At 64.9% G+C, this 12,949-nt stretch carries 13 protein-coding genes; all 13 read right to left on the bottom strand.

All coding sequences use genetic code 11. The annotated features are described in order from the left end of the window. Positions 1-2,259, bottom strand: a 2,259-nt coding sequence (locus tag QME84_00785; GenBank protein ID MDI6872811.1) for a DUF4388 domain-containing protein, incomplete at its 3' end; no start/stop codon positions are given. 293 nt (positions 2,260-2,552) lie between these two features. Then, positions 2,553-2,951, bottom strand: a complete 399-nt coding sequence (locus tag QME84_00780) for a roadblock/LC7 domain-containing protein (GenBank protein ID MDI6872810.1) — start codon at positions 2,949-2,951, stop codon at positions 2,553-2,555. A gap of 58 nt (positions 2,952-3,009) precedes the next feature. Next, positions 3,010-3,384, bottom strand: a complete 375-nt coding sequence (locus tag QME84_00775; protein ID MDI6872809.1) for a roadblock/LC7 domain-containing protein — start codon at positions 3,382-3,384, stop codon at positions 3,010-3,012. Between the two features lie 54 nt (positions 3,385-3,438). Then, the gene (locus QME84_00770; protein MDI6872808.1) at positions 3,439-3,792 is read right to left on the bottom strand and encodes a roadblock/LC7 domain-containing protein; all 354 of its coding nucleotides are present in this window, start codon (positions 3,790-3,792) and stop codon (positions 3,439-3,441) included. Positions 3,793-4,260: 468 nt separating this feature from the next. Beyond that, positions 4,261-4,530 (bottom strand): 4Fe-4S binding protein, encoded by a 270-nt coding sequence (locus tag QME84_00765; protein ID MDI6872807.1) that lies wholly within the window; start codon positions 4,528-4,530, stop codon positions 4,261-4,263. 20 nt (positions 4,531-4,550) lie between these two features. Further along, positions 4,551-5,861 (bottom strand): nickel-dependent hydrogenase large subunit, encoded by a 1,311-nt coding sequence (locus QME84_00760; protein ID MDI6872806.1) that lies wholly within the window; start codon positions 5,859-5,861, stop codon positions 4,551-4,553. 59 nt (positions 5,862-5,920) lie between these two features. Then, complete coding sequence (locus QME84_00755; GenBank protein ID MDI6872805.1) at positions 5,921-6,808, bottom strand: hypothetical protein; 888 nt, start codon at positions 6,806-6,808, stop codon at positions 5,921-5,923. A 3-nt stretch (positions 6,809-6,811) separates the two neighbouring features. Then, positions 6,812-7,300: a hypothetical protein gene (locus QME84_00750; GenBank protein MDI6872804.1), complete on the bottom strand. Its 489-nt coding sequence runs from the start codon at positions 7,298-7,300 to the stop codon at positions 6,812-6,814. A gap of 212 nt (positions 7,301-7,512) precedes the next feature. Next, positions 7,513-8,487, bottom strand: a complete 975-nt coding sequence (gene mltG / locus QME84_00745) for an endolytic transglycosylase MltG (protein ID MDI6872803.1) — start codon at positions 8,485-8,487, stop codon at positions 7,513-7,515. 199 nt (positions 8,488-8,686) lie between these two features. Then, positions 8,687-9,115 (bottom strand): Holliday junction resolvase RuvX, encoded by a 429-nt coding sequence (gene ruvX, locus QME84_00740; GenBank protein ID MDI6872802.1) that lies wholly within the window; start codon positions 9,113-9,115, stop codon positions 8,687-8,689. Next, a complete protein-coding gene (gene alaS, locus QME84_00735; protein MDI6872801.1) occupies positions 9,108-11,756 on the bottom strand; it encodes an alanine--tRNA ligase in 2,649 nt (882 codons plus the stop codon). Before alaS ends, ruvX begins: the two co-directional genes overlap by 8 nt. A gap of 322 nt (positions 11,757-12,078) precedes the next feature. Next, on the bottom strand, positions 12,079-12,462 hold the full coding sequence (locus tag QME84_00730) for a DUF948 domain-containing protein (GenBank protein MDI6872800.1): 384 nt from the start codon (positions 12,460-12,462) through the stop codon (positions 12,079-12,081). Between the two features lie 12 nt (positions 12,463-12,474). After that, complete coding sequence (gene nifU / locus QME84_00725; protein MDI6872799.1) at positions 12,475-12,861, bottom strand: Fe-S cluster assembly scaffold protein NifU; 387 nt, start codon at positions 12,859-12,861, stop codon at positions 12,475-12,477. Between the last annotated feature and the right edge of the window lie 88 nt (positions 12,862-12,949).

The raw sequence follows: 12,949 nt of genomic DNA, 5'->3' as shown, positions 1-12,949 counted from the left end.
CTCCGCGGGGAGGTCCTCGAGCATGACCCTCTCCAGGACCTCGGCTCCCGCCCCGGCCTCCCTCTCCTCCGGCCGGGCCTCCATCCCCAGGCCCGCACGGGGGGTCTCGGCGACGGCCTCCGCGTTCACCGCCTCCTCCGCGGGGAGGTCCTCGAGCATGACCCTCTCCAGGACCTCGGCTCCCGCCCCGGAAGGAGTGGCCTCCTCCTCGGGAGCATATCCCGTTCTTCTCTCCAGCTCCTCGAGGGGTATCCTCACCGTCGAAGCGCTCTTCTCTCCTTTCGGGCCGCCCAGACCGGCCAGGATCTCATCCAGGCTCCGTTCGCTCATCGCGCGGAGGGAGACTTCCTCGGAAGGCGCGGAAGTCACGGCGGCAGACGCTTCCTCTCCGACACCGGTCCCGCGAGCGTCCTCCACTTCTTCCTCGGCGGGTTTTGATCGGGTACGGAACGTGCTTCCCAGTATCCTGGAGGGATCCAGCGCGGGGGTTACCGGACCCCTTATGGTGAACGGTTCCTCTGTCCTTTCCCCGGAGGTCTTCCTGAGGTGGCTCTTCCATTCCTCGGGAATCTCCTCGGGTTCCAGCTCCGGTATCTCCTCCTCCCTGGCCAACCTGGCTATCTTCCCGTACTTTTTCTCCAGGTAGGCTCTCTTGGCCGCCCGCGCCTCGGCGCTCTCACGGGTCATGCGTTCCAGTGTAGGCGAAGGCCTCTCCAGCGGAGGGAAAGGCCTCTCCCCCGGTTCCTCCAGGCCCACCCCTTCCGGCAGCAGGGCGCTTATCTTCCGCTTCAGCTCCTCAAGCTCCGCTTCCTTGCTCTCGATCTGAAGCGCCTTTTCCGCCTCCTCGCTCTCCTCCAGGGCGGCTTTCTTCATCTGCTGGATGACCTGCTCCTCCCTTTTCCTTTCCTCCTCCAGGAGGCGCAGGGAGCCCTGTTGGGCACCTACGTCCGCGGTTTCAGGTCCGGGAACCGCTTCGGTGGATACCCCGGCGATTTCCTCCTCGATGAGTATCTCTCCCTCGGAATCCCCGCCGATCTCTATCTCCAGGGGCTCGATCTCCACCGCTTTCGGAGGTCCCCCGGGGACTGCCTCCTCTGGGGACTCCTCGGGCTCCGTGCCAACCTCCATCGCGGCTCCCGACTCCATCACCACGGAAATTTCGGGTGGAAGCGCGGGCTCTTCAACGGCTTCCTCCAGGACGACCGCCTCCGGTTCGGGAACCGCCTTCTCCGGGGCCTCCTCCGCGGCCGAACGGTCCATGACCGTGCCTACCGTCTCCTCGACACCCGTGACCGGTCGGCCCTCGAGGACCTCCTCCCTCTCAGGCACTGGCGTGGAGGCGAGTGAATCGGTCACAGCAACCCCGGCGGGAAGGGCCCCTTCCTTCTCCGTCCCGGAGACAGCTTCCTCGGGAGCGGAGATCTCCTCCAGCTCGGGAAGCTCCTCCAGGGGTGGTACCTCCATGACCCTCTCCTCGCCCCCTGCCGCCTCCAGCTCTCGAGCCAGCCTCTCCAGGCGGCTTTCGGCCTCCTTCTCTTCGCGATCCGGGGTGACGTTTTCCAGCAGCCCGGAGCTGATTAGCCCGTAGAGGATCTTGCACGTGTGCAGGGTGCTCATGCCGGTCAGTTCCACTATCTGGCGCACCGTCTTCTCGCCGTCCACGTGGGTCAGGACCATCCACTCCTCGGGAGTGAGGCTTATCTGGGCGGCTTCCCTGCCCTGCATGGAGGTCATCTTGAAGACCGCGTCGAGGTTGGGGATCTTCTTCTCGATGCGGTTCCACTCGTCCAGCCGACGCGAGCCCTCCATGATCAGCTCCTCGGTGCTGATGGAGAGCCCTATGTCCTCCTCGGGAAAGACCACGCCCGGCTGGAACTCGAACTCGCCATCCGTCCAGCGGAGCATCTCGAAGACGGCGTCCTGGATCTGCTCCTCCACGAAGACTTCCAGCTGCTCCTTGGTGATGTAGCCCAGCCTTATTAGGAGCTGGCCCAACCGCTGCCCCCTGGCGGTGGTCTTCTGCAGCTCCAGGGCCTCCTCCAGCTGGGCTCGGGTGATGATCCCCGCCCCCAGCAGTTTCATGCCCAGGGACTGCCTTTTCCAGTTGGTGGTGGCGAAGAAGACCTCGCCGTTACGGAAGCATATGTAACCCCTGGCCTGCCCTCGGATGAGGTTGAGGGTACCGTTCTTCTTTCCAAAATTCAGGAGCTGAAACAGGTCAGGAAGGCTGAAATCCTTTAAACTTCCTTTTAGAGCCATGGCTCAACTCCTCTCGCCGGATTATCCCTGATCCTCCGGCGATACCGTTTCCGAACTTTCCAAGTGATCATCCATTTATATTTATTCGTACAACGTTGCCCTTTTGATAACTCCCCTTGCCGCCAACCCACCTCCGGTTCGCTTCCTCTTTCGGATTGTCCAGGAACCAAGGGGACGTGTTTCCCACCAGGAAGGGAAACTCCCTCCATAAATAACAATATATAACCGATGCCCCTTTTCTGCTTGCTCCCCTCGGCCGCCCCCTGCGGGCTTCGCCCGCCCATTTATTCGTATTATTCGTATTCGATGCGGAACTCGGACTTGATTATCTCGGCGATCTTTTTCGCCGCCCCCTTGACGTCGTAGAGCACCAAGCCCAGCTTGCTCCCCTTGCGCACCAGGGCTGTCAACACCGCGTCCTCTCCCGCGGCCATCAGGAAGACGTATCCCTCCTTGCCCTCCACGAAAACCTGGGCCAGCTCGCCCCGCCCCAACTCCTCCGAGGTCCTCTCCCCCAGGCTGAGCAATGCGGCGGACATGGCGCCCAAGCGGTCCTCCTCCAGGGTATTGGGAAGCACCGAAGCCATGACCAGACCGTCCATGCTCACCACTGCAGCCGCGTCCACCTCCGCGGACTTGGAAACCAGCTCGCTCAGCGCGCTGCGCAGCTTTGCCTCCCTTGATTCTGCCAAGTATCCGACCTCCCGAAGTGACTACGATCTCCTGCCTTGAATTTTTCGGGCCCCGGCTTCACTGGAACAGGGCGGAGAGTTCCTCCGCCGTGCGCTTAGCCTCCATGAAGACCACTCCCAGCTTGGCCTCCGGCCTCACCAGCAGGGACAGCAGGGCATCGGGACCGCAGTGCACCAGAAGCAGGTAACCCTGGTCCCCCTTTACGTAAACCTGCTCCAGGGAGCCGCGCTTCAGGTCCCGGGCGGCCCTCTCGCCCATGCATAGGACAGAGGCGGAAAGGGCGCCGATCATCTCCTCGTCCGCCTCGTCGGACATGTCCGAGGCCAGGGCCATGGCATCGGAGCTTATGAGCACCGCCGCCTCTATCTCCGGCAGGTTGGACCTCAACTGCCGGAGCACGGAGTTCATCTTCTCGATGCGGTCCGATACCAAGTCAACCTCCCGTAACGGTTTGTATCCCGCCGCCAGGCTTCAGTCACCCACGGGTCACAGAGAGCTTTCGATGACGGGAAGGAACTTGCGGATGTCGTACCTCGCCTTCCCCAGGTTGGCTCCCGCGGGCAGGATGGATACCAGTATGGCATCGGTTCCCACCGCGCTCATGAGGATGGCGCCCTTCTCGAACTCGAACATGGCCTGGGACATGGGGCCCTGGGCGAGCTCCAGCCCGATAACCTCTGCGGCCCCCAGCGAGCTGGGGGCTATGGCGCCCACGGCCTCCAGGTGGGAGGCGTCTTCGCCCGCGGTTTCGATGATGAACCCGTCCCTTCCCACCACCAGCGCGGCCCGAACCGTACCAGTGGCCACCAGTTCCTCCAGAACCTTCCTTAGATCGGGCAAACCGCACCACCTCCTGCCCCGGGAATAACCCTCTTAGGCTCCCGTCAACCTTCCATCCGTTTTCTCCTTCACGGGTTCGTGGGGTCTAACCGAACCCGGAAGCCCCCCGTGTCCGTTAATACTGTTGTTTAATTATAGTAAAGTTAACTTCTTACTCCAATGGTTAAGTATCGACATTTCCACCTTTTTCTTAACGAGATGGCCGCCTCATTTCCGTATTTTATCCCTATCTTCACGCCCGAGGTAACCTGGGCACCCCTCGCCGTCTTCCGTGTCACCTTCCGTGCCGCCGAGGCCCTGCCCCCGACGTGCCCAGGCTCTACCCCGGCCGCAAATCGACGCCAAAGCGCCTCAAGCCCCCGGCGCCTTTCTGCCCTCGCCTTTGCCTCCGCCCGGTCCCGCTCCCTTTCTCGCTAGCCTACCGGTTCTCCGGTGAGGCTTTCAGGGTATTCCGCGCCGGCATCGCCCTCAATAGATGACCTCCTCCTTGCTCCTGGCCCTCGGGTCCACGTACCCCTCCCACCGCCTTCGGCCGTCGACGGTCAATGCCTGTGAGCGGCATCCCTCCACGCAGGTAAGGCAGGCCAGGCAGCTGCCTGGATTTACCACCCGCGGTACCCTTTCCCCCTTCTCGAAGACCGGAAACTGGGTCCCCCGCGTCTGCGGGCAGAGCTCCACGCATTCCCAGCAGCCTATGCACCGGGCCTCGTCTACGACTATCCGCCGTCCGTCCGCCATCCCGGTCCTCCTCCCGGCAATCAGTGCACCCCGCAGGGGATGCAGGGGGCGTAAGCCCTCACCACCATCTGCAGGACGTCGGCCACTTTCTCCCCGCCCTCCCTTCCGGTGCCGGCAAAGGCCTCCGCCAGCGACCTCTCCAGGCTCCGGAGGTTGAACTGCAGGGGGGAGACGATGGAAAGCCTTTCCACCAGGCCATCCTCGCCGAGCTCCAATCCGTACACCAGCCCCCCTTCCGGGGCTTCAAGATATACCCGTGCCTTCCCCGCCCCCGGATTCAGGTTCTCGCCGAGTGAGCCCTGGGACGGCTCCCTCAAGAGTTCGAGCATCCTCTCCCAGGCATGGATCATCTCCAGCATCCTCAGCGCGTGGGCCACCATGGGATACCGCACCGGGAAACCCCAGGTCTCCTTCACCTCGGCCAGCTCCTCGTCCGCCCTGGGGGTACCGTAGCTCCCGTTCACGTTCAGGCGCGCCAGGGGACCCACCCGCAGTTCCTCCGCCCCCTCCAGGAAGGCATAGACCACGTGGCCGTGGACCGAGGGTTCCTCGCGCAACCTCTCCCCCAGATCTTCCATGGGCTGCGGGGCCACTCCCTCTACTCCGGGAACGTACAGCGCTGGTCCACCCCCGGTTATCTCCATTCCACCCGGATAACGCATGGCTAGATAGGAACCGTCGATGCTTCCCGCCGTCCTCACCGTCTCCTCGCTCCTCCTCAGGAGAAGTTTCACCAGCCTGGCCGTCTCCAGCAGGAGGGGCTCCCCGGACCTCAGCTTGTCCGCCAGCCTCTCCCTGGACTCCGGCGGGAGGTCGCGGACCACGCCCCCGGGCCGGAAGTTCACCCCGTGCACCGGCGTCCCTCCCGCTTCGCGAAGCACCGCGGTACCCAGGGATTTCAGGGACATCAGCCTCCTCACCACCTCCTCGTCCACGCGGTAGATGCTCACCAGGTTGCGCAAGCCGGGATCCGAGGAGGGGAACAGGAGGTCGGGCAGGCTGTGCACGGAAAGCGAGACCGCGTGGCGCTCGAAGAGCTGGGCCCAGAGTGCCAGTTCGCGCAAGGACCGGGCCGCGGGAGGCGCCTGCACCCCCAGAGCCCTTTCCACCGCCAGGCAGGCGGCCGCCTGATGGAACAGTGAATCCGGCCCGCAGATCCGGGAGACCAGGGGCACCAGGTTGTCCACGTATACCCCCCGGGCCATCATCTCGAAACCCCGGTATCCGAAGGCGGAGAACCGGGCCCGCGGCGACGAGCCCTCCTCCGTCTCCACCCTCAGGGAAGCGTTGCCGTATATCCTGGTCAGTGGCTTTATAACCAGCTCGGCCATATCCTCAACCGCGTCCTCTCATCTCCCATGGACGATCCTTCTGCCACCTGAAAACCACCTTACTCCCCCAGGCGGTGCAGGTAAGGGGAGGTTCCTCCTGAACGGCGCCTCCGCAGCAGCGGTTCCGCGAGGCAGAAGAGGTAATAGGTGTGGGCGGGATCGGGCACCTCGGCCCTGATCTCCTCCTCCTTCCTGCCCGTGGCCCTGGCCAGCCTCCTCGACGTCTCCGCCTCAACGTCGGCGCGCTCCAGCACCCGTCCGGCGGGCCCCCGGCATCCCCGGCAGGGAACGCCCATCCCCGAGGGGCAGATCGCCCCGCAACCGTCCCGGGTCAGGGGGCCCAGGCAGATGAATCCGGATTCGAGGAGGCATTTCCCGGGCTCGCCCGAGCCGTCCGTAAGACGCCGCGGCCCGGGCTGCGGGAGGGGCGGTGAGGTCACCGGACATTCCGCGCATACCGTCGCGCCCTCCCTCGAGAGCCGGTCCCCCGAGACCGCCGCCCGAAGAAATCCCTCCATGAGCGCGGCGGGAGGGGGACAGCCGGGAAGATAGGCATCCACCCGGATGAAGGAATCAAGGGGCAAAAGCCTCTTAACCCCCTGAGGCCCGCCCTCGAAGGCGGTGTCCCCGAAGCGAGATTTGATAAGGCGGTACTCGGGATAGAGATCCGCCAGCCCCTGGACCCCGCCGAAACAGGCGCAAGTCCCCAAGGCCACCACGCGGTCCGCCTTCTCCCTGATCTCCCGGGCCCGGAGGAAATGCTCCGTGTTCCTCACCGTGCCCTCCACCAGGGCCAGGTCGGCGTGGTCCAGCTCCTTCCGGTCCATGATGAAGGGGGCGTACACCACCCGGTTTTCTCCGATGAGGCCGTAAAGGTACTCCTCCAAGCTGAGGAAAACCATCTGGCACCCCAGGCAGGAACTCAGCGAGAGAAGGGCGATGTCCATGTCTCACCCCAGGGTAGTCTTGAGGACCACCAGGCAGGCCCCGGGCCCGGCGTGCTGGGTGTGCAGGTCCACGCGGCGCCCGAAGATCTCCTGCAGCATCCCGGCGGCGTAACCGTGCACCGCCTGGCAGGCCACACCCCCGAGAGGAATCCCCGAAGCCAGGCAGGAGCGGCGCAGGGGGCATTCCTCGAAGAGGAGCCTCACCAGCATCTCCTCGGCCTCAAAGACCCAGTAGTCCTCGTCTTCCTGATTCTTCCAGAGGGAGACCTTCCACACCTCTTCCCGGCCCGGGAATACCCACCTCAGGGCGCGCTCCAGGTCCTCCGTGCGGTCGTGGGCGGCGGATTCCCTCTTCCCCAGGTCCTTGCCGGCGAAATACATGAGCTGGGCCGTGGACCTCCCGGTCACCTCCCCTCCGGCCTGGTCCAGGACGGCGAGAACCTCGCTCAGGGCCCTCCACCTGCCGGTCAGTATGTCCAGTTCCTCTTCCATCCTCACCCGCCCTTGAGACCCGCGCTGCACGGCGGCCACCCTCGCGGCGGACCCTCGACGCCTCTTCCCCCGCGCAAGCCGCCCCCGACCCTTTCCGCCGCTCCCCCGTCTTCCTTCAATTATTAAACATGAAAGGCCTCATGCGCGCCACCGGGGACCTGGTGGAAATTGCCATACGGGACCGGGCTTCCGGGAGAGCTCGAGCGGGCTGCCTACTTGCGCTGCACCTCTTCCTTGACCCTCAGGAACTCCTGGTAATCGGCGGTGAAGAAATGGCCCCCGCCTCCCGTGGCCACATAGTAGAGGTAGTCCACGTCCGCCGGCTCCAGGGCCGCCCTGATACTGGCCAGGCCCGGGCTGCAGATGGGCGCCGGCGGCAGCCCCTTGTGGAGGTAGGTGTTATAGGGGGAAGGCGTCTTGAGGTCCTCGTAGGTGAGCACCGCCTTCCATTCCGGCAGCGCGTACTGCACGGTGGCGTCGATCTGCAGCAGCATCCCCAGGCGCAGGCGGTTGTAGATCACCGCCGCCACCAGCGGCCTTTCTTCCTCCAGCGCCGCTTCCCTCTCGATGAGGGAAGCGACGATGATCACCTGGTAGGGGGTCACGCCCAGTCTTTCTGCCCGCGACCAGTCCAGCCCCGCCGTCTCCACCTGGAACTGCCGGAGGAGGACCTCCACCAGCTCCCGGGGAGCGATATCCGCGGGCAGCTCGTAGGTCTTGGGGAAAAGCAGGCCCTCCAGGTTCCCCTTCTGTTCCTCGGGCAGGATCTCCAGCTGGTAGTCGCCCGCCGCGGCAGCTTCCAGGAATTCTCCGGCCTCCATGCCCGTCGCCCGCGCCGCCAGTTCCGCCGTCTGCTCCACGGTGAGCCCCTCGGGGATGGTCAAGCGGACCTGGTAATTGGGTCCCGCCTCGAGGATGGAGAACACCTCGCCGTAACGCATGCCGGGGTATAAGAGGTAATGCCCGGCCCGGAACCTCCCCTGCCGGCCCTGAAACCAGGCCAGTATCCGGAAGAGGGTGGCGGAGGTGACCACCCCCTCCGCATGCAGCTTCTCTCCAATGGAGGAAGCGTTCTCGCCCTCCTCTATGACCACGCGTACGGGTGTCTCTCCACGGGTGGGACAGAAGTAATGGCGGAAGAGAAGGATTCCGGCCATCAGCAGGAGGACCGTCAGCGCCGCCAGCAACGCGTATTTCCTGCGGTGGTGAGCCACCCGGAACGCCCGCGCCCCGGCTCTTCTTCCCGGAAGCGCGCCCTCCGCATCCCCTGAAGGGCGCGGCATTGCTGAAAACCGCGGCGTTTCCTTCTCCCCCTCCGGCGGTGGCTCCTCCGCGGAGAGGATCCCGTCATCCTTGGGGATACCGTCTCCGGGTCTCTCCGGGAAATTACTCATCTCCTTCCGTCTCTCTCCCTCTTCTCCCGGCATCCAGATAGGACTGCAGGATGACCGCCGCCGCCTGGGCGTCCACCTTCTTGCCCCGTTTTAGGCGTCCCGCTTCCCGCAGCCTCTTCTCGGCCTCCACGGTGGACATCCTCTCGTCCCAGATCACCACGCGCAACCCGGCCAGGGAAGCGAGCGCCTTGGCGTAGGCGCGCACCCTTTTCGCTTCGCTTCCCTCGTGACCCCGAAGGGTCCGGGGGAGCCCGAGGACCACCGTGTCCACCCCTTCCCCGGCCCTTTTTTCCACGTAAGCGCGCAGCTCCTCGGGGGGCATTCCGGGCAGGGTCTCGAGGGGAAAGGCGTATATTCCCAGCGGGTCGGAAAGGGCCACACCTATGCGGCGCCTTCCGATATCCAGCCCCAGGCTACGCATGGGTTCCTTCCAGCTTCCGCCTTATCTCCTCGCCCACTGCGCGCAGGGCCTCCTCCGCCCTGTCCACCCGGGAACCTCCCCCTACGGCCATGTCCGGGCGGCCGCCCCCTCCGCCTCCCAGCAAGGAGGCGCCCCTCCTCACCAAGTCCACGGCGCTCAAGCCCGCCTCCACCAGGTCCCTGGACAGGTTCACCACCAGGCCCACCTTATCCTCCCTCACCGAGGCTATGGCCACCGCCGCTGCGCTGCGGCGGGCTAAGGTCCTCTCCGCCAGCTCCCTCAGCCCCTGGGCGTCCAGCCCGGGGACCTCCGCCCAGAGCAGGCGCCTGCCGTTCACCTCCTCCTCACGCCAGGCGCCGCTTCTCTCCGCCAGGGAAGAAACCTCCTCCCTCTCCCTCCTCTTGAGCTCGTTCTCCAGCTCGCGCAGGCGCTCCCGGAGGCGTTCCACCCTTTCCGGGAGCCTGTCCACTTCCACCCGCAGCGAGGAGGCCATCTCCTCCAGGATATCCTGCCTCCGGCGGAAGAAGCGGTAAGCCGCCGTGCCGGTGAGCGCCTCGATCCGCCGCATATTGGCCCCGATGCCTCCCTCGCTCACCACCACCAGGAAACCGATTTCTCCCGTCCTGGCCACGTGGGTGCCCCCGCACAGCTCCCGGCTTATGTCGTCCACTTCCACCACCCGCACGTACTCACCGTACTTCTCCCCGAAGAGGGCCACGGCGTCGATGCTCACCGCGTAATCGTAGGTGGTCACGTAGGCGCGCACCGGGTAGTCCTCGATTATCAGGCGGTTGGCCAGCTCCTCCACCCGCTGGAGCTCCTCCCGGGTCAGGGGCGCGTAATGCGTGAAGTCGAAACGCAGCCGGTGGGGTTCCACCAGGGAACCGGCCTGCTTGGCGTGTTCCCCCAGGACCTGGCGCAGCGCGTAGTGGAGGATGTGGGTGGCGGTATGGTTGCGGCGGATGGCCAGCCGCCTCTCCCTGTCCACCTCCGCCTCCACCGCCTGTCCCACCGAAAAAGCGCCCCGCCTTATTTTCACCCGGTGGGAGGTCAGGCCCTGGGCTGGATGATAGGTGTCCATCACCTCCGCCTCCCCGGAATCGGAACGGATGACCCCCCGGTCCCCTACCTGTCCTCCCTTCTCGCCGTAGAAAGGCGTGCGGTCCAGGAAGAACTCCACTTCCTCCCCTTCCACGGCCTCCGCCACGGCCCGGCCCTCCCTGACCACCGCCACCAGGCGGGCCCTCTCCGCGAGGGTCTCATACCCCGTGAAGAGGGTCTCCCCGTAGTTGTCCAGCACCTCGCCGTAAATCTCCTGCACCTGGGCGGCATATCCCTCCTCCACCCTTGCCGCCCGGGCCCTTTCTCGCTGTTCCTCCATCAGGGTCGCGAAACCCTTCTCGTCCAGGGAAAGGCCCTGCTCCCGGGAGAGCTCCCGGGTGAGCTCGAGGGGGAAACCCAGGGTGTCGTGGAGGTGGAAGGCCACCTCCCCCGGGATGGTATTGCCGCCCCTTTCCCGCAGCTCCTCCACCGCCTGTTGGAAATAGGCCAGTCCGCTGCGCAGGGTCTGGGTGAACCTCTCCTCCTCGCTGCGCACTATGGAGGCGATGAAGGCCCGGTTCTTGACCAGTTCCGGATAGGCCTCTCCCATGGTTTCCACCACCACCTCCACCAGGTCGGGCAGGAAAACGCGCTCGATGCCCAGGAGCCTTCCGTGACGCACGGCGCGCCGGATTAACCGGCGCAGGATGTAACCCCGGTCCTCGTTGGAGGGGAGTATGCCATCGCCGACCATGAAGGTGAAGGCCCGGGAGTGGTCGGCCACGATCTTCAGGGATACGTCGCTCTTCTCCTCCGCCCCGTACCTCACCCCGGAAAGGGAGGAGACCGCCTGGAGGACGGCGGCTAGGGTGTCGGTCTCGAAGTTGTTGGGCACCCCCTGCAGCACCGATGCCAGCCTTTCCAGGCCCAGCCCGGTGTCGATGTTCTTGGAGGGGAGGGGGTGCAGCTCGCCCTTCTCGTCCCTCTCGAACTGCATGAAGACCAGGTTCCACAATTCCAGGTAACGGTCGCAGTCGCAGCCCACCCGGCAATCCGGCCTTCCACACCCGAATTCCTCCCCCTGGTCGTAGATGATCTCCGAGCAGGGGCCGCAGGGTCCCGTGGTGCCCATGTCCCAGAAGTTGTCCTCCTCCCCCAGGCGCACCAGGCGCTCCTCCGGGATTCCCACCACGTCCCGCCATATCTCGTAGGCCTCGTCGTCCTCGCGGAAAACGGAGCAGTACATCCGGCCGGGGTCCAGCCCCATCTCTCCTACCAGGAATTCCCAGGCCCAGGGTATGGCCTCGCGCTTGTAATAGTCCCCGAAGCTGAAATTCCCCAGCATCTCGAAGAAGGTGAGATGGCGCGCGGTATGGCCCACCTTGTCGATATCCGTGGTGCGCACGCATTTCTGGCAGGTGGTGGCCCGGGTGAACTCCGGTTTCTCCAGCCCCAGAAAATAGGGCTTGAACTGCACCATTCCCGCGTTGGTGAGCAGGAGGGTGGGGTCATCGGGGATGAGGGACGAGCTCTTCACCACCCGGTGACCCTTCTCCCGGAAGTACTCCAGAAACTTCCTCCTTATCTCCCCGCTCTTCAAGTCCTCCTCCCTTTCGCCTCGTGCGTCCCGACCAGGGACCGTCTCCACCGGAGGCGACCGGCTGACTCCGCTTCCGGCCCGTTCCCGTCCTTCCGCCCGCCGGTCACTGCAGGCGCACGAGGGTCCGGGCCATGATGGCTTATTTTATCCGATAGCGCACCCCGCCCTGAACCCTGCCAGCGGCTTCCGGGGGAAAGCTCCTCCGTGGGGACCACGCCGTGGAAGGCAGTGCTCTAAGCCTCTTGGCCGTGCCAGGGCGTCCGCCGGACTAAAGACCAGGATCCCTTTTGTCCGTGGGGTCTTCACGGTTCTCCCGCCGGGATCAGACCTCCCGGGCCTCTCCGTTCTCCCCGCCGCCTCCCGCCCGGGAGAGATTCCCCAAGGCCCTGCGGGCGCCGATTCCCAGGCTCAGGAACCTGACCAGCGGCGAGCTAACCAGCTGCTGGGCAGCACTGGTCATGGAGTCCAGCCTGGATGCCAGAGACTCCACCGCCTCCAGGACCCCGTCCACGTATTCCATCTCCCGGTTCACGTGGTCCATGGTGGTCTGCAGCTTGCCCAGCAGGGGGAGGGTTTCCCGCCGGATATCGTCGAGTATGCGGTTGGTCAAGGCCATGGTGCGGGATAGCTTCCAGGCCACCGTGGCCAGGGAGAGCATGAAGAGGGCGAAGGACGCGGCACAGATCAGGGCGGCTACTCCACCCAAGGATGGACCTCCTCAGCCTTCACCGCCCCGTCCCTCCCGGCGGGAAAGATAATCCCGAATGGCGGCCTTTATGCCGTCCGCGGCGAGGTTAGAGCAGTGCATCTTCTCAGGCGGTAGGCCATCCAGCGCCTCCGCCACCTGTTCGTCGGTTATCCGCAGGGCCTCCTCGATGGTCTTCCCCTTGACCATCTCCGTGCCCATGCTCCCGGAGGCCACCGCCGCACCGCAGCCGAAGGTCTTGTACTTGACGTCCACTAGGCGGCCGTTCTCCACCTTGATATAGACCTCCATCATGTCCCCGCAGACCTCGCTGCCAACTTTTCCCATCCCGTCGTAATCGGGTATGGAGCCCACGTTGCGGGGATTCTGGAAGTGTTCGATGACCTTGTCGCTGTACATCTTCTCGCTCCTGGTCAGTTCTCCGGGCTTTTCGAGGATAGCACCCGCTCATTCGGGGTGTCAACGAAACCGGGAGCTCACGCCCCCC

The organism is Actinomycetota bacterium (assembly GCA_030019255.1).
Taxonomy (GTDB): Bacteria; Actinomycetota; Geothermincolia; order Geothermincolales; family RBG-13-55-18; genus Solincola_A.
The sequence above is the reverse complement of the archived record's forward strand: the minus strand, read 5'-3'. Positions and strand labels throughout refer to the sequence as shown.

Coding starts and splice junctions, on each gene's coding strand:
- QME84_00765 (MDI6872807.1), bottom strand. CDS start 4,530: ATGGCGGACGGACGGCGGATAGTCGTAGACGAGGCCCGGTGCATAGGC.
- QME84_00760 (MDI6872806.1), bottom strand. CDS start 5,861: ATGGCCGAGCTGGTTATAAAGCCACTGACCAGGATATACGGCAACGCT.
- QME84_00755 (MDI6872805.1), bottom strand. CDS start 6,808: ATGGACATCGCCCTTCTCTCGCTGAGTTCCTGCCTGGGGTGCCAGATG.
- QME84_00750 (MDI6872804.1), bottom strand. CDS start 7,300: ATGGAAGAGGAACTGGACATACTGACCGGCAGGTGGAGGGCCCTGAGC.
- ruvX (MDI6872802.1), bottom strand. CDS start 9,115: ATGCGTAGCCTGGGGCTGGATATCGGAAGGCGCCGCATAGGTGTGGCC.
- nifU (MDI6872799.1), bottom strand. CDS start 12,861: ATGTACAGCGACAAGGTCATCGAACACTTCCAGAATCCCCGCAACGTG.